Origin of the sequence: Psychrobacter sp. APC 3426 (genome assembly GCF_030408035.1) — a bacterium.
Lineage (GTDB): Bacteria > Pseudomonadota > Gammaproteobacteria > Pseudomonadales > Moraxellaceae > Psychrobacter.
Genome location: NZ_JASDCF010000033.1, coordinates 14,455 through 32,261, shown reverse-complemented (window position 1 = coordinate 32,261; position 17,807 = coordinate 14,455). Strand labels below are relative to the sequence as shown.

Sequence of the window (17,807 nt, the reverse complement as noted above, 5' to 3'; positions counted from 1 at the left end):
GGGTAGTCGTCTTTAGCTTCAATTAGCATACGGACGGCTCGCTCTTGCATTTCAGGGGTATAGTTTCGTGTTTTCATTGTCGTATTCTCTCAGAAAATTGAGTCTCCGACAATCCCGGGGCGGTTCACTTTAGGGTAGAAACCTCCACTTCTATATTGCAGATATCCAATATCTATATCTTGAGGTTTAAACAAACGCGAACTTATATGTAAGTCTCGATAAAATTCGTGAGTTCGACTAAGGAATGCCTGAGTTCTCGCCATAAAAGCAAATACGACATTTGCTTTTAGCAATTGACCAATCATTATGCTCGAAAAGGCACCAGCTGAACTACCAATACAAACTAAGTACTTGTGATTTATTGATTTTACACTTTCTTCAATTTTTTTTAAAAATAAATCTTTATTCAATAACCCGTAACTGCTACTAAAATCGTTTATTAACAGGTAATTAAATTGTTTTGTTTTATTTGCTAGACCTTGAAAGGAGTGACTTTGTTCCTTAGATTTTACAGTCTTATCAAAGTAGTATGTATTTTCAAAATTATTCAACGTATACTGTTTAGGTGCATAGGGATGTATGCCGCCAAGACATACAAATAGAACTTCACTTTCAGGATTATTAATCACTTTTCTTATTGAAATATTATTGGCATCGTAGAGTCTCTCAAATTTGCTTTTTATATTGAAAGGTATGACAGTATTTAAGATAGGGAGGTTTTCGTAATCTCTTAATAGCAAACGAATTTGAAGTTCGTCTAAATTATCGTTTTTATTAATATTCTCAAATCTTATAGAGTTAAATTTTTTATATTTGGTTTTCAACTTATCGAACTTGTTAAGTTTATATAAAACATGCATATAATAAAAAAAGGTATCTGATTTGTCATTTGGAAAAAGACTATAATAATTATCGAGTCTCCTTTCTGCTTCTTCCCAATTTTTTCTATGATGAGCACAAATACAATATTTTCTATTAAGACCTAAATGTTTAGGTCGAATTTTAAGCTGCTGACGCAGAAAGTCATCAGCTTCTTCTATTCTTTCAGTAGAAAGTAGTAGACCGGCATATTTGTCTAAAAACTTTATATGAGGATTTTTTTTGTCTAATATCTTTTGAAGTTTCTTAATGCTTATTTCCCAAGATTTTATCAAAGGAAGAGCTAACATAGGTAGTTCTAGCCAAGCCGATAATACGTCAGGTCGGTTAGGGAATTTCTCTACTAACTCATTTATTAGATCTTCGTATTTATCAAAAAATCTTAGCTCAGTAAAGGTTGTTTTAGATAAGATTATCAAATCCTTTTTCACTAATTCATTATCAGTGAGTGTGATAGATGACTCAAAATAACTAAAAGAATTATGATAATCTTTTATCTTCTGATGTATTAGCATTAAAACATAGTGTACTGAGACACTGTTTGGATATTTGGTTAACAAAGTAGAAGCGATATTTTTTGCTTTTTCAGTTTTATTTACGTGTAATAAAGCACTTACATATCCAATATGTATTTTATTTTCGACTTTTGAATCTTGCCAATAACTATTCCATATTTTTGGAAATTTTATAATAAAAATTTGAGTCAGCTCTATGACAATATGGAAGTTTTTACTGCGTTGAGAAATATTAATTAAGCATTCTAAACTAGCAGGCTCTTCAGGGTAATCCTCAAAAGCCTGTTGATATATTTTTTCTGCTTCCTGTGTTTTTTTCTGCGACTCTAAATCTTTACCTATAGAAAGTAGTTTTTCATATTTTAGGGTGTTTTTTTTTTGACATTTTGATTAGGGTTCGTAAACTCACTATCCTCTTGATGACTTAGTAAAAGAAGTTCTAGATTAAGTATTTGGCGTTCAAAGCCTGGAGCTTTGCCTATTTTTTCTTCAAATAACTTAGTTATATTAGATTTGATTCTTTCATCTTCAATACAGTCAAGAATTTTCAATTTGTCAACTTTAAGGTTCGCAGAATAATCTGTTAGTAGTTTATCTTCGTTTCGTACTGAAATATCTAACTCATCAAGTAAAATACGATCCTCAGAGTTTTGAACTACTAGTTCTGAGTAGTTTTTACCTGTCATTTTTTTGATAAAGTCATATATTTCACGCTTGGGCTGACTAGCTTCAAGCATACTCTTCTTCTTGCCTATAAAATATGAAGTTATTGGCCCAGACATTGCTAATAATTCAGGTCGACTACCTGAAGATATTGAAAATGTTGTTAATCGCTTAGAAGCAATAGCTGAATAGGTACAAAAGCGTGCAACATCAGCGGTTCTCTGACCCGCCAAGTCTATTTCATTCACGAAATCTTTATACAGTTCAACTTCTCTATTCGCAGCATCAAGCATTTTACAGTGGCTTGCAGGACGCTTAGGATAAGGTAGAACATTTGGATATTGGCTTGTTAATAAACCCCGTATAATTCCTTTACCGCCAGGCTCTGGATCGGGGATACCACCAAATTGTTTTGCAAAAGATTTAGCTGAGGTTTTTTGAAACTCAGTCTCACTCAAAAACTCTGCTGTATTAACCAAGTTATTAATAAATGCTTTGTACTGTTTTAGTTCAGTCTTTTCATTAACTTTTGGTAAAATAGCATCTGTTAAATAGCCTTTCTCCAAATTAAACTGAATTGCATCCATAGTGTTCAAAGCAACTGCATCCATGTTTTGACCATGGATTATAGGTACATTTGCATCGCAATCTTCTAATGCTAAATGAGGAGAAACTGAGCCAATCATATCTTTACTCATCATCGAAGCTACTAATTTAGCAACATTTGGTGAAGTTAATGAGTTATCTGGTAAGATTTCTATTTTCATGCCGCAGTTTCTAGCTACAGGTACAGCTCTTTCATGTCCATTTGATTTTGATCTTTTACCTAAGGTTTGCATAGTAATGACACGAATATTATCCTTACCCATGAGGTGAGCTAACGCTAAATATAATACTAAGCAATCAGCACCACCCGAAAAAAACAATATAGGCTTAATGTTTTTTTCTTTGAAAGAATCAGACATTTTCTGTGCCACTTCCCACAATGCATCTTCAAAGCTTACAGGTGGAGCAGTACGACGACCATATGATAGATACAAGTACGAGTTAGTTTTCACACCTTCAGTGAATTCAAATACTGAGGCAGGCGGAATACGATATACATTTTTAAAGACAGTACTCAATGGCATTTGACTAAAAGCTGTTTTAGGGTGAGGTGTCAAGAAAAAACATAACCCGAATTCATCAAAAATAGGCTTTTCAGGAAGAACGCTTTTGAGTGTAGTTCCTACTCGAACGCCAGTTGAATCTTCATAGAAATAACCACCACAATATGCAGTAGAAGTAATTACTCTGGTGGTTAGATGGTTGAAGTCCACTATTGCATAATTACCAATTCCGTGGCGTGCCTCTTGTTCCAAAAAGTCTTCTAAAGATAATTTTTTATATCGTTCAATGAGTTCTGCCTGAGCACAATGGTATGGAGTACCATAAACTTGCACTTCTGTTTTAGTTGTATCTCTGTTTTGAAAAAAAGCTAGGTTTTGAATTTTCATTAAATTGTCTCAATATGTATGAATTTGTAGAGCATTATCATTATGAAAGATTAAATTGACAATATTCTTTAATAGCCTTACGGCTTTCGTTTGCAGAAGCTATTAATCTAAGAGATAATACTATCTTACAAATATAGTTCAGCTACTTGTACAAATGGGTCTCAATATAACACTTTGCAGGTAGGTAGTCGATAATGACATACAGCAATATCTCATGAAATACTATCTATCCAAGACAGTATCGTAACGTAGAATTTAGTCTATTATGATATTATGATTTATACTTATGTTCGTACTTCTAAAATCTCATCTCACATAAGTCGTAACAGATGCCTTAATGCATGATAAAATCTTTCTCATACTCATTTGATATACATCTATTTGATGTTAAAAAATACTTACTATATAAGTCTGAAGCGTATCAAGTTGTGAAAAGCATATATTATTTATATTGGCTTTAAGATAGAGATTGTCGAATGTCATGTTGATTTCATGTATTACCTACGTCGGATTGGATTACTAGAAGAGGCTGTAAAGGTACATCAAGATATTCAAAAGAGATGGTCAGATTCATATCAGTCCAAGTATGATCTTGCTATGATTTATTTAGAGTTAGGTAATAAATCACTAGCCAAGGCCTAGCTACTAGAAGCAGTTAAATTGCAGCCTAAACGTCAGAGCTATATAAAAGCCTTAAAATCTTTAGCATAACTTAATAATAAATTCGATTTGATATCACAAATTTGGAAATGAAGTAAGTCGCTTTAAGAAAGTGACTTTTTAATAGGTTTCTTAATGATACTGTATAGATTAACCAGAAAGTTAGTATTAAATCCCAAGCAGTTCTTTATTGACTTTATCAATAATCGTAAACACCTTAAAGTAGATCCAAAAAAAACTGTATTTGCTTTTAATATTAAAGAGTGGAAACGACCTTACTTAGAGAAGTTTTATCCAAATAAAACAATTGTATATATTCCTATAAACTTGAATGAGTCTTTACTCAAAAGAAAGTATCTGCCTCATATTATCGATAATAATATTGAGGTTTTGGTTTGGGGTATGACTTTACCTGAAATCATTAAAGACAGTAGTGCAAAAATTACATATGTCGAAGATGGTTTTATACGTTCAATAGGTTTGGGTTCTGAGCATACTCCACCTATGTCATTAAATTTTGATTCCAAAACAATCTACTTTAATGCACAACAAGTATCAGAGTTGGAAGATATCCTCAATAATTATGACTTTGCCTCAGATTTAGAGTTGTTAGCCCGTGCTAGACGACTAAAAAGCACACTATTAAATACTGGCATAAGCAAGTATAACCATAGTTCTGATGTCGACATAAATAGTATCTATGGAGAAAAAACTAAAAAACGGGTTTTAGTTCTTGGACAAGTTGAGGATGACGCATCTATAAAATATGGTTGCGCAAGCCCGATTACAAACAATGACTTAGTACGTTTAGCAGTAAGTGAAAATCCTTCCTCTCAAGTTATCTACAAACCTCATCCAGATGTCTTACTTCAAAAGCGTAAAATGCTTTCAGACCCAAAGGAGGTCGCCGATATTTGTGAGGTATTAGTAGATGATATTCCACTTGCACAGTCATTAGAAACAATTGATCATGTGTATACGATAACCTCTCAAGCAGGGTTTGAGGCTCTACTAAGGAACATATCAGTTACAACTTTCGGTTGTCCTTTTTATTCTGGTTGGGGTGTCACCGATGATCGTCAGCCAAACTTGCGGCGGAAAGTAAAGCGAACAGTAGAGGAGATTCTTGCTGCTGCCTATATCCTGTATCCTAAATATTTTGATTTTGATAAGAATGAAACAGTTGAAGTAGAAGACGTTATTAAAAAGTTATTGGCTGAGAAAGCGGCTTGTTCTGATCTTGAAGGCTAAGAAGTAGGAAGTTCAAACGATATTTTAGTTATGGCTTATTGTAGTTATTGTTATTGTTATTTTTAAAATAATGATATTCTTTTGAAAGATAAAACTTTTCTTAACAAGGTGCTGTATTTATATGATTGGACCTAACAACATCACTCACGCCGTTATTCCTGTCGCAGGCTTTGGCACCCGTATGCTGCCATTGTCGAAATCTGTGCCAAAAGAGTTGTTACCGCTTGGCAATCGTCCTGCTATTCATTACGTGGTTGAAGAGGCGATTGCAGCAGGTATTAAGCATATTGTCTTGGTCGGTCATGCACAAAAAAGCGCGATAGAAAACTACTTTGATATCAATGCGGAATTGGATAACCAATTGCGTCATAAAGGCAAAGATGAGTTGGCTGATAGCTTAAATTGGTTGCCAGAAGATGTGACTGTGTCGATGATACGTCAAGGTAAGGCGTTAGGTTTGGGACATGCAGTACTGGCAGCGCGACCAGTCATTGGTGAGCATGACTTTGCCGTATTATTGCCTGATGTCGTACTTGATCCATTTACCACTGATATGTCTGCTGACAATTTGGCTTTTATGCTAGATGCCTTTGCTACAGATGGTCACTCACAGATATTGGTCGATCAAGTAGCGGATGAAGACATACATAAGTATGGTATCGCTCAACTAGATGAAAAGCTCAGTGATACTAATGACATTGGTGAAGAAATAAATACTAATACTAGCTTTAAAGTGGCTGGTTTTGTAGAAAAGCCCAATTTAGATGATGCTCCTTCAAATCTGGCTGTGGTAGGGCGCTATGTATTTAGCAACCATATCTTTGATTACTTAGCCAATACGAAAGCATCTGTCGGTGGTGAGATTCAGCTGACAGATGCGATTGACGCGCTCATTAGTGAATATGGTGTCCATGTCACGACCATGCGTGGTGATAGCTACGATGCAGGCAGTATGCGCTCGTATATGCAGGCATTCATCTACTTTGCCGAGCAGCAATTAGCAGATGATGAGTAGCTGATGAATGAGATAAAGGGCGACAAGACATATAGCAGTGCTCGACATTCTAAATACTGGCAGCAACTACAGACGCTTGCAAAACATCCATGGTCGCTTGCACAGCTATTCTCGCAAGATGATTATCGCGCTAAGCATTTTAGCGTGCAGGCTGGTGCGCTGTATATGGATTTTAGTAAGCAGCGTATCGATCAGGCAGTATTATCTAACTTACTGAGTTTGGCTGATAGTTGTGAGCTAGATGCTCGTATTGATTCGTTACTACAAGGGGCGATGGTAAATACCAGCGAGCAGCGTGCTGCATTGCACACAGCATTACGATTGCCAGCGACAGCGACATTACAAGTCGATGGACAAAATATCGTCGCTGATGTACATCATAGTTTGTCACAAGTAGCGCGCCTATCTGAGCGCGTGCGCAATGGTATATGGCGCGGGTTTTCTGGCAAGGCAATTACAGATGTTGTCAATATTGGGGTTGGCGGTTCTGATCTAGGCCCACTCATGGCGACTACGGCGCTTGATGAATGGGCGGATACCAGCATTGAGGTGCATTTTGTCTCTAATATGGACGGTACTCAGCTTGATAATTTGCTTAAGCATTTAAACCCTGAAACCACGCTATTTATTATCTCTTCCAAATCCTTTGGTACGGTTGACACATTATCAAATGCTAAGACAGCATTATCTTGGCTACTTGCAACGGCAAAGCTCCGTGCAGGTACAGAAGATAGTGTATTGCGTCGGCATTTTATTGGCATTTCAGCCAATAGTGAAAAAATGAGTGCTTGGGGAATTCATCCTGAGCATCAGTTGCAGCTTTGGGAGTGGGTCGGCGGTCGCTTTTCTTTATGGTCAGCGATAGGACTTGCTATTGCTATTCGTATTGGAATGAGTGGCTTTAAGGCTTTATTGAGCGGTGCTCATAGTATGGATGAGCATTTTACACAGGTGGACTTTGCTGATAATTTACCAGTATTGCTAGGCTTGCTGGCTGTTTGGAACAGTACTTTTTTACAAGTAAATGCACACACCGTATTGCCTTATGACGGTCGATTGGGATATTTACCCAGCTATTTAACCCAGCTAGAGATGGAGAGTAATGGCAAGTCAGTTACTCGGAATGGGGATCATATTGACTATGATACGTGTCCAATTCTATGGGGTGAAATTGGCTCAAATGCGCAACATGCATTCTATCAGCTGCTGCATCAAGGCACGCAGCAGGTCTCCTGTGACTTTATCGCTTGCGTACGTCGCTACGGTGATGAGGCGCGAAACTCATCATTGCAACAACAGCACGAATTGTCTTTAGCGAATTGTCTGGCGCAAAGTCGAGTATTGGCATTTGGCAATGCGGCTGTAACAGATCTGGCCGATCCAAAGACAGTATCTCATGCGGATAAATATAAGTACTACCATGGGAATCAACCGTCAACCACATTACTGATTGATGAGCTGACGCCGCATAGCTTAGGCGCATTGATAGCGCTTTACGAGCATAAGGTCTATGTCATGGCCAGCATTTGGGATATCAATCCGTTTGATCAATGGGGCGTCGAGATGGGCAAGCAAATGGCTGAGTCGGTGCATCATGCGATGCAGCAAGAGGACAGTGGTCAATTTGATACCTCCACCGATCAGCTCTTACAGCATATTAGACAGCTGTCTTAGCAGTTGTCATTTTAAAGCTATCATCTTAAAGTTTATAACTTTGCCCAAATTTCAATTTAGTAGACTTTCTTGTAGGCTGTGGCTTTAGCCCTGAGAAACGTTAAAAAATTGCACTGCAATTTTAGTTTCGCAAGAGAAATTCTTTAAATAAAATTTCTGTAAGATACTTTGGAAAATATAGCGCATTGCTTCGCTAAAGCCACAGCCTACGCCAACATGTTTAGAGTCAGGTAGTTTTTGTAATTATAATCTAAATGTTTTGCCATCAAAAAAGGATATAAGATGCCTGTTAATCTAAGCCATGCCGATAATATTAATAATAAAGCAAAAGTCTGTGTCATCATTGGTCATGGTATCGAAGCCATTACCAGTGCCGTGGTGCTAGCAAGCTTAGGTCAGACTGTACATTTATATGCAGACTTAGAGATGCTAGAGCAGCAGTTGCAGCAATATAGCTTTGAGCGCCATTTGCAGGCGTTATGGCAGATGTATGATCAGCAAGAGCAGATTATCAGTCAAGCGTTGCCAAGTAGCGCCGATAAGCTGTTGCAAATCTATGAAATAACAGGTGAAGCATCTCATCATAATGATGATAGCGACCGCGAACAAAGCTCAGAAGTGGCGCTTTATTGGTTATTTTTGGACAGTATAAAGTCAGTATGGTTGGAGGAGAGCTGGATTACCGCTTTCAATCATAGTCATCAGCAGACGTTGCCTGTGATTATAAGTGGCATTGAGCAATTAGGGCATATCTCAGCACTCGCCCAACGCTTGCAACGTGCGTGGGTATACTACATACCGTTTGTATTCTTACAAGACGGTGATGCTTATAGCTCGATGTTGAATCCTTCCTTGTGGCTACTTGGTGAAAAGACAGCGGATAGCAGCAGTCAGCATCTAAGTACGCTGCAACCTTTGATGCAACAAGCTCGTGCTCGTCATTATGCGGATATCGCTACGATAGAGTTTGCCCGTAGCAGTATTATGAGTATGCTGGCGACGCGGGTTAGCTTTATGAATGAGATGTCGCGTCTTGCCGATAGTCATGATATTGATATTCAGCAAGTCAGTCATATCATGGGTTTGGATGATCGCGTTGGCAGTAGTTACCTACAAGCGGGATGGGGTTTTGGTGGTAATACCCTGCCTACTGAGCTTTTGCAATTGCAGCAGTCGGGGCAGGCGAGCCGCGTGGATATGCCATTGCTACAGTCAGTTATACATATTAATGAAGATCAAAAGGAGCTGATATTCCGCAAATTTTGGCAATATTTTGATGGCTTTATCGATAACAAGACCGTGATGATTTGGGGTGGTAGTTATAAATCAGGGTCAGGGCGTACTGTAGGATCTGCTATCCATCCATTATTAGCGCTACTGTGGTCTTATAATATTCAGACGCTGGTCTATAGTGACAAAGCACAGACTGAACTACAAGCACTATATGGTCAGCAGCCTTTATTAGAATTGGTTGACGATCCTTATGCGCCATTGGTTGATACACAAGCGTTGTTTATCATGAGCTGGCCTTTAGATAGTGACTTAGATGTGAACCAAATTAATCAGACGGCGCAACCTATTTTTGATGCGCAAAACGCATTAACCCGCACGCAAATCGAGCGTTTGGTAGGTGGCTATATGGGTATTGGTCGTGCTAAATAACCTGCTTTATTAAACAGTTTTATTAAACAACAAAAAGCGCCTGTTAATATCTATGTTAACAGGCGCTTGTTTTTAAATTCACATTTTTCTGCAAAAAACTCTTAAGCCAAAACAGCACCTTGTGCTCCAAGCCACTCCTTTATTTCTCGTATCTTATCGGCTAATAACTTCTCATCACCACGAGTTTCGATATTCAGCCTGATCAGCGGCTCGGTATTCGATGCACGCAAGTTAAAACGCCACTCCCCAAAGTCGAGACTTAAGCCATCAAGCATCGATTTGCTTGGGCTCTCAGCGCTAAACTTATCCTCGATAGCGCTAATGATAATTGGTGCATCATTTGTGGTGAGACGAAAGTTTAGCTCACCTGAGCTGGGATAAGCTTTGATATAGCCAGTGACCAACTCAGAGAGCGTCTTACCAGTCATGGATAATAGCTCAATAGTTAATAGCCATGGAATCATCCCGCTGTCACAATAGAAGAAGTCACGGAAGTAGTGATGAGCGGACATCTCGCCGCCATAGACTGCGCCTGACTCGCGCATGACTTGCTTGATAAATGAGTGTCCAGACTTACTGATGACTGCCTTGCCATTATGTTCTTCGATGACTGCTTCGGTATTGTAAATTACTCGTGGATCATAGACGATGGATTCATTTGGATATTTATTTAAAAACGCCTGCGCCAGCATCCCTACCACATAGCTGCCATCAATAAATTCGCCGCTTTCATCGAATAAAAAGCAGCGGTCAAAATCTCCGTCAAAGGCAATGCCCAAATCGGCTTTGTTTGCCAGTACTGCTTGCTGGGTAGCCACTCTATTGGCTTCAATCATAGGGTTGGGAATGCCATTGGGGAAGTTGCCGTCTGGCGTATGATGCAGTTTAATCACTTCAATGGGTGCGTCCGCTTGTGCCAGCTTGTCAATTAATAAATCAACCACGAGGCCTGCACTGCCGTTACCTGAGTTAATAACCAGTTCAAGCGGTTTTAATCTATCAGTATCTATAAAGCTGATGACGTGATTAACATAAGCGCTTTTATCGTCTAATAACTGCAATTTTCCAGCTTTGTCAGCAGTAGCAAACTGTCCTGATTCTGCCAATGCTTGAATCTCTACTAACCCATCATCGGCGCTAATGGGTTTTGAATGCTCTTTTACCAGTTTTAAGCCATTATAATTAATAGGATTATGACTGGCAGTGACTTCGATACCGCCTAACGTTTGATAGTAACTGGTGGCAAAATACACCTCTTCGGTACCGCTCATGCCCAAGTCAATGACATCAACACCCGCGTCAATAATACCTTTAAGGGTCGCTTGTTTTAACTGCTCGCTTGAATGGCGAATATCACTACCGATAACGATGGCAGGTTTTAAGTTTTTTAGTTCAGTTGAGCTATTAGCGGCGCTATAACGCTGATATAAAATCTGCGCAAAGGCACGCCCGATACGGTAAGCAATATCTTCATCAAGATTGACCCCAAGTTCACCGCGAATATCATAGGCTTTAAAAGAGTTAATCTTAATAGGATGAAATTCAGGCGCTGGCTGGTAGCTAGTGGTCGCAGAAGTAGACATAATGACAAGATTCCTTGCGCTAAAGCAGTGGTAAAATAACGGGTGGTGTATCAAAAGTATGCTGGGGTAATAAAGGAAGGGTGACAGCCGAAGCAAGATGATATATTTGAGGTTATGAAGACACAAATACAGATCAATTGCCCCGACTGTCACAGTCTTAGTCTAAAGAAAAATGGTATAAAAAGCTATGGTAAGCAGAACTACCAATGTAAGGACTGTAAACGCCAATTTATTGGCGATCATGCGGTAACCTATAACGGCTGTCACTCTAGAATAGAAGATCTCATACGACTGATGACTGTTAGAGGCTGCGGTGTTAGAGACATAGCTGTTATAGCCAAGGTTAGCATTGGTAAAGTACTTGGCACCATAGGCTCATCTGTTTATAAGGTCGCGCCTAAGAAGCGATATTATGAACGCTTAGAGGTTGATGAGTTCTGGACTTACGTGTATCGCAAGAAGCGTAAAGTCTGGCTCATCTACGCTTATGACCGGGCTACTAATGAGATTGTCGCTTATGTCTGGGGCAAACGTGACCTAAAAACGGCTAAGAAGTTAAGAGCACGTTTAAAGCAGCTCACAGTCAGCTATGGCTCTATCAGTATGGACAACTGGGACAGTTTTATAACCGCCTTTAAAAGTGATAACAAACGAATTGGCAAACAGCATACGGTAGGCATTGAAGGCAATAACTGCCGTCTTAGACACCGATTGCGTCGGGCGGTTAGAAAGACTTATTGCTTCTCAAAAAAGCTTGATAATCACTTTAAAGTATTCGATCTGGTGTTCTTTTATGTCAATTATGGCTACGTCTGATGCCAGCATACTTTTTAGAACACCACCAAATAACGAAGTAGATAACACAATTATAGGCTATTAAGCTTTCAATGCTACACTAATGACAAAATCGTTATTAAGTTAATGTGATTCTATTCAATAACAATTAAAAGTATAAGAGCAACTTTTATGAGTACTGTAGAAAATAAAATATTAGCACCCGAACCTGTGCAAGGCACTCCAGAAGCGAGTGGGCAACTTGATGACCTGTTGGCACTGATGGCAAGATTGCGTACTGACTGTCCGTGGGATAAAAAACAAAGCAATCATAGCCTCATTCCATATGCAATTGAAGAAGCCTATGAGCTGGGTGAAGCGGTACAAAGCGATGATGACGAAGATATCAAAGGTGAACTTGGTGATGTGCTGTTGCAAGTTGTCTTTCATTGCCAGATGTACGCTGAGCAAGGTCGTTTCGATATGAGCGATGTCATTACCACTTTGCAAGAGAAGCTGATTCGCCGTCATCCGCACGTATTTGAGGCTGAAACCCTGAAAGATGAAGTGGCGGTTAAGGAGCGCTGGGATGAAATCAAAGCGCAGGAGCAGCAAGCGCGCGAGGCACGTGGTAAACCCAAGCGGCGTTTAGATAAAACCAAAGCGGGCAGTGCTTTGATGCAAGCTCAGGATGTACAAAAGCAGGCATCAAAACTAGGTTTTGATTGGGAAGGCGTAACAGGAGCGTTTGAAAAACTCGAGGAAGAAATTAGTGAATTAAAGATTGAGCTGACAGAGAAGTCCAACACTGCTGCTAAATATGACATAAGCAAAGCCAATATTAGAGAGATTGAAAAAGAACTAGGCGATTGTATGTTTGCGCTGGTCAACGTCGCGCGCAAATTAAATCTCGATGCTGAGGCAGCGACCCTTACTTGCGTGCATAAGTTTAAGTCACGTTTTGGTTATATTGAAGAGCAACTGGTTGCTGCTGGCAAGCGCATCGAAGATAGCGATATAACAGAGATGGATGCACTATGGGAAGCGGCGAAACAATATGAACGCTCGTCATGAGCGCTCATTATAAAGCCTCGTTCATCAATTTAATAACGAACGCTGCGTTCGGCTTCGCTTTGTTTATTATGATGCCAAATAGTGGGAATGCGGCGCCTTGTTTTGATAATCCACAAAGTGCTTATAAGTATCTCTTGGCACAAGAGAATGCTAAAACCCAAGCGCGCGAACAAGCCATCGTCAATATCAATCGTGCTAGCGAAGGTGAGCTGGTTTCACTAAACGGTATCGGTAGTAGCAAAGCCCAAGCGATTATTTTATATCGTGACATGTTTGGCGATTTTAAAACCGTTGATGAGTTAGCAAAGGTCAAAGGTATCGGTGCAAAAACCGTTGAGAAAAATCGAAGTCGTTTAAGTGTGCAACATTAAGGGCATTATTTTGCTTTGATTAACCCCAATATTGACAAAATTGCACGTAACTAAATGTCATAACGCACCTACTGCGTGCAAAATTTGTTAAACTAGTCAATACATCCGCCTGATAAACGCTGTGTTGGTCAGGGGTGGTTAAAGAATACCGGCGAGGAGTAGATGCATGGCCGAGCGTGCCGCCAAGCAGTTAGAACTGAATAAATCTGAATTACCCAATTCCATTACTGAAGTGATTGCCACATTAACCCGAGCTGGGTTTGATGCCTATATCGTTGGTGGTGGTGTGCGCGATACCTTATTGGGTCTGCGCCCAAAAGACTTTGACGCTGTGACTGATGCCAAGCCGCATGAAATCAAAGACGTCTTTGGCAAGCGCTGCCGCATTATCGGTCGCCGCTTTCAATTGGCACATGTGTATTCAGGACGAGAGCTAATTGAAGTCGCTACTTTTCGTGGCCCGCCAACTAGTGATGCTAATACCAATCAAGACGGTATGATCTTGCGTGATAATGTTTGGGGCGATATTAAACAAGACTTTTCACGTCGGGATTTCTCTATCAATGCACTTTATTATCAGCCACTTAAAGGCGTGGTTCATGATTTTTGCGGTGCGCTTGAAGATATTGATAATAAAGTCATTCGCCTATTAGGCCATGCACCCGTTCGTATCGAAGAAGATCCGGTAAGATTACTGCGCGCGTTACGTTTCAAAGCCAAATTGGGATTTGATTTTGACGAAGAGTTGTCTCAGCAGTTTCATGATGATAATTGGGCATTGCTTGAGCAAATATCACCGCATCGTCTCTATGATGAAACACAAAAGATGTTTACTGGCGGCTATCTAGTGCCATTGTTACCATTATTGTTTGAGTCAGGTGCGATTGATAGTTTAATCATTTATCCACCTTCTGAAGCCAGTGCTTTAGTGAAACAAGTGGCTATTAATACCGATAAACGTATTGCCGCAGGTAAAAGTATCAATCCGGCGTTTTTCTATGCAGCCCTGTTATGGGAAAATTATCTGCATCAGTTAGAGAAGGCCAAAAAGCGCAATATGCCTTTTGCTGAAGCGCAAATGCATGCGGCTAGCAAAGTCATCGACCGTCAGCGTATCAAGACGGCTATCCCTAAATTCGCAGAGCAATTCATCCGTGATATTTGGATATTGCAGCCAAAACTTGCCGCCCCACGTAGCAAGCAAATCGTTCAGCTTTCTGAGCACCCGCGCTTTCGTGCAGGCTTTGATTTCTTATTATTACGTGAGCAGTGCGGTGATGCTGAGCATCCGCTATCAGAGTCGACCAATGGTATGGGCGACTGGTGGCAGACTTATCAGACGTTGTCTGAGCAAGATCAAGAGAAAGCTATTTATGAATTTGACGAAAATATTCGTCGCGGTGCTTATAAAAAAGTGCAACGCGCGCGCGGACGCAATCGTCAAAAGCCTGAGTCATATACAGCGGCATATACAGCGGATGAATCGATGTCTAATCAAAAAAACACTCAGCATAGCAAAGCCAATGGCAGTACTGAAAAGCATAGCACTGAGCAAGCAGTGGTGAATGATTCATCAAACATTCCATCACGCCGTCGCCGCGCTGCAAGCCAGTCAACAGCTGCTAAGCAATCTGATAGCAATAAAAACAAGGGTTACACCACGCAACAGGTAAAGCAAGACAGTAATGAGCTTGCTCAGCTACAGCAGTTGTCTCTTGCCAGTAGTAGTAACCAAGCGTCGAACAAAGGCCATAGCCATAATGCTAAGCCTGCGCCATTGTTTGTAATCGAGCACGAAAAAGTCGTGCCACCATTACAAAAGCAGCTATCAGGTGCTGATAAGTCTGAGCGTAGCCAAGAGCCTGTACAGCAAAAATCAGCTACTAAAAGATTAACGGCTGAGAAAGAGCAACGCAATCAGGATACGAAATCTGATGATAAAGTTGAACGTTCAAGTGACGATCGTTCAGGTGGTGCTAAACATCCTAATACTAAGCAGTTAGAGGCAAAGCAGTCAGATGTTAAGCCATCTTCTGCTAACACATATCCTACCCGTTCGGTGGCAAGGTCACCGGCGCTAGTCAGCATGAATAACGAGCCGATACCGCATAAGCGTCGTCGCCGTCAGCCTACTGTAGACAGTGCTAATACTGTTAATCGTGCAGGCAGTGCAAGCAATGTAGAAAAGCAGCCAGCTGACAATAACGACCAAGCTGCTGCGAAGTACGCAAAAAAAGCGCCTAAGCCAGCAACTCAGTCTAATGGTAAGGCTAATACTAAAGCTGAGAAGACGGTAGAGCATGTAGAAGTTACGCCAAAAAACAAGTCAGAAAACAAGACAGAAACTAATAAAGCGACTACGCCTTCGAAAGCGAGAAAATCAGCTAAAACGACAGAAGCAAAGTCTGCTAAAGCCAGCCAAGCTGCTAATAGCAAAGTTGGATCTAGTAATGTGACTGACAATAAAGGCCCTGTACCATCGAAGCGTCGCCGCCGTCAGCCCAGTACCGATAATGCCAAATATGGATAACGATACGGGCAACGCCCATTGGGTAACTTGCTATGTAGGCTTGGGTAGCAATCTGGCTAATGAGTTAGGTTCACCTGTAGAGCATTTGCAGCAAGCACTTGCAGTAATGCGAGAGCATGAACAGATACGAGATGTTCGTGTTTCTTCATTTTACGCTTCAGCGCCTATGGGGCCGCAAGATCAGCCAGACTTCGTCAATGCAGTCGTTGGTTTTGAGACAACGTTGTCACCTTTTGAGTTGCTCGCATTTTGCCAGCAGCTAGAAGAGCAAGCTAAGCGTGCACGCATAAGACGTTGGGGTGAACGTAGCCTGGATGTCGATATTTTGTTATACGGTGAAGCGCAAATTGCAGAGCCGCAACTAACCATACCGCATGCTGGACTGCCTGAACGTAATTTTGTCTTAATACCGCTACAAGAGCTAGCACCAGAGCTAGTAATTGCTGGCAAATCGATAGATGATTATCCACAAAGTAAAGATTGGACAGGCTTAAAGCTACTATAGTTAATTTATTATTGAATTGAATCAACTATAAAGTAAATATAGCGCTATTAGGATAAATTTTGCGCAGCCTCTGTCTGCGTAGGCACAGCAAGCAAGGAAAAATTATCCCAATAGCGCATCACAATTTTTGTGCTTGTTTTGTTTAGGATGACTATATATCAAGCAATTGCTAAGTTTTTTGATCACAAACAGAATAACAGTTATTAATAAGTTAAAAGCATTGCAGATTAATCGAGGGTCATATGACGACGTTATCTACTTTAAATAAATTTAAAAAAGAAGGCACCAAGTTTACTTGTTTGACGTGCTATGACTCGATGTTTGCACGAATGATGGACAAGGCACAGATTGATACTATTTTGATCGGTGATAGCTTAGGCATGGTGGTACAAGGCCATGATTCAACCTTGCCTGTAACCGTTGACGATATGGCTTATCATACGGCTAACATTGCCCGTAGTAACAAGCATGCACTGATTTTAGCTGACCTACCATTTATGAGTTATGTGACCCTGCCAGAAGCCATAGCCAATAGCCGGAAGATAATGCAAGCCGGCGCGCACGTTATAAAGATTGAAGGTGGTAGTGAGCTTTGTGATTTGGTCACAACTTTAACGCAAGCAGGTACACCAACTTGTGTACATCTTGGTTTGACCCCGCAGTCGGTTAACGTCTTTGGTGGTTATAAAATCCAAGGCCGCGGTGATGAAGCGGCTGATAAGCTTCTTGCTGATGCTAAAGCAGTTGTCGCTGCAGGGGCCGCACTGCTAGTACTAGAATGCGTCCCAGCTGAGCTCGCTAAAGCAGTGACAGAATCGGTAGCTGTACCAGTGATTGGTATTGGCGCAGGTGCCGATACTGACGGCCAAGTATTAGTGATGCATGACATGCTAGGTATGGTACATGGCCGAGTGCCACGCTTTGTCCATGACTTTTTGACCGATGAACGCAATAGCGCCCATAGTATCGAAGGTGCTTTTGCGCTTTATCAGCAGTCGGTACGCGAAGGCAGTTTTCCAACTGAGCAGCACCAATTCGATTAGTTTTTCTTTATATAAGAATGACCTAGATATAAGAATGATCCAGTAAAATTGGTAGGGTGCGTTCCACGCACCGTTCAATAGCCGCAAAAACTATATACAATCCAATAACAAG

General features: G+C 40.4%; 13 protein-coding genes. 10 read left to right on the top strand and 3 right to left on the bottom strand.

Going from position 1 to position 17,807, the window contains the following annotated elements:
- Window positions 1-89: 89 nt before the first annotated feature.
- Both QL919_RS12790 and QL919_RS12785 read right to left on the bottom strand, forming a co-directional pair.
- Window positions 90-1,310, bottom strand: coding sequence for a hypothetical protein (locus tag QL919_RS12790; protein WP_290189867.1), 1,221 nt, complete (start codon window positions 1,308-1,310; stop codon window positions 90-92).
- Window positions 1,311-1,756: 446 nt separating this feature from the next.
- Window positions 1,757-3,553 (bottom strand): hypothetical protein, encoded by a 1,797-nt coding sequence (locus QL919_RS12785; protein WP_290189866.1) that lies wholly within the window; start codon window positions 3,551-3,553, stop codon window positions 1,757-1,759.
- A 795-nt stretch (window positions 3,554-4,348) separates the two neighbouring features.
- Here QL919_RS12785 and QL919_RS12780 point away from each other — a divergent pair.
- From QL919_RS12780 to QL919_RS12765, 4 genes are all read left to right on the top strand, one after another.
- The gene (locus QL919_RS12780; protein ID WP_290189865.1) at window positions 4,349-5,464 is read left to right on the top strand and encodes a hypothetical protein; all 1,116 of its coding nucleotides are present in this window, start codon (window positions 4,349-4,351) and stop codon (window positions 5,462-5,464) included.
- A gap of 121 nt (window positions 5,465-5,585) precedes the next feature.
- The gene (locus tag QL919_RS12775) at window positions 5,586-6,479 is read left to right on the top strand and encodes a UTP--glucose-1-phosphate uridylyltransferase (RefSeq protein WP_290189864.1); all 894 of its coding nucleotides are present in this window, start codon (window positions 5,586-5,588) and stop codon (window positions 6,477-6,479) included.
- A gap of 3 nt (window positions 6,480-6,482) precedes the next feature.
- Entirely contained in the window at window positions 6,483-8,153 is a 1,671-nt protein-coding gene (pgi, locus tag QL919_RS12770; protein WP_290189863.1) for a glucose-6-phosphate isomerase, read from the top strand.
- Window positions 8,154-8,435: 282 nt separating this feature from the next.
- Window positions 8,436-9,815 (top strand): UDP-glucose/GDP-mannose dehydrogenase family protein, encoded by a 1,380-nt coding sequence (locus tag QL919_RS12765; RefSeq protein WP_290189862.1) that lies wholly within the window; start codon window positions 8,436-8,438, stop codon window positions 9,813-9,815.
- Window positions 9,816-9,916: 101 nt separating this feature from the next.
- Here QL919_RS12765 and QL919_RS12760 read toward each other — a convergent pair whose 3' ends face one another.
- A complete protein-coding gene (locus tag QL919_RS12760; RefSeq protein WP_290189861.1) occupies window positions 9,917-11,398 on the bottom strand; it encodes a phosphomannomutase CpsG in 1,482 nt (493 codons plus the stop codon).
- A gap of 114 nt (window positions 11,399-11,512) precedes the next feature.
- Here QL919_RS12760 and QL919_RS12755 point away from each other — a divergent pair, with 114 nt between their 5' ends.
- From QL919_RS12755 to panB, 6 genes are all read left to right on the top strand, one after another.
- Window positions 11,513-12,214 carry an IS1 family transposase gene (locus QL919_RS12755; protein WP_290189860.1) on the top strand — a complete coding sequence of 234 codons (702 nt, stop codon included), beginning with the start codon at window positions 11,513-11,515 and terminating at the stop codon, window positions 12,212-12,214.
- A gap of 150 nt (window positions 12,215-12,364) precedes the next feature.
- A complete protein-coding gene (gene mazG / locus QL919_RS12750; RefSeq protein ID WP_290189859.1) occupies window positions 12,365-13,246 on the top strand; it encodes a nucleoside triphosphate pyrophosphohydrolase in 882 nt (293 codons plus the stop codon).
- On the top strand, window positions 13,243-13,617 hold the full coding sequence (locus tag QL919_RS12745; protein ID WP_290189858.1) for a ComEA family DNA-binding protein: 375 nt from the start codon (window positions 13,243-13,245) through the stop codon (window positions 13,615-13,617). Before mazG ends, QL919_RS12745 begins: the two co-directional genes overlap by 4 nt.
- 166 nt (window positions 13,618-13,783) lie before the next feature.
- Window positions 13,784-16,147, top strand: coding sequence for a polynucleotide adenylyltransferase PcnB (pcnB, locus tag QL919_RS12740; protein ID WP_290189857.1), 2,364 nt, complete (start codon window positions 13,784-13,786; stop codon window positions 16,145-16,147).
- Window positions 16,131-16,652, top strand: a complete 522-nt coding sequence (gene folK / locus QL919_RS12735) for a 2-amino-4-hydroxy-6-hydroxymethyldihydropteridine diphosphokinase (RefSeq protein ID WP_290189856.1) — start codon at window positions 16,131-16,133, stop codon at window positions 16,650-16,652. Before pcnB ends, folK begins: the two co-directional genes overlap by 17 nt.
- A 242-nt stretch (window positions 16,653-16,894) precedes the next feature.
- Window positions 16,895-17,695 (top strand): 3-methyl-2-oxobutanoate hydroxymethyltransferase, encoded by an 801-nt coding sequence (gene panB, locus QL919_RS12730; protein ID WP_290189855.1) that lies wholly within the window; start codon window positions 16,895-16,897, stop codon window positions 17,693-17,695.
- Window positions 17,696-17,807 lie beyond the last annotated feature (112 nt).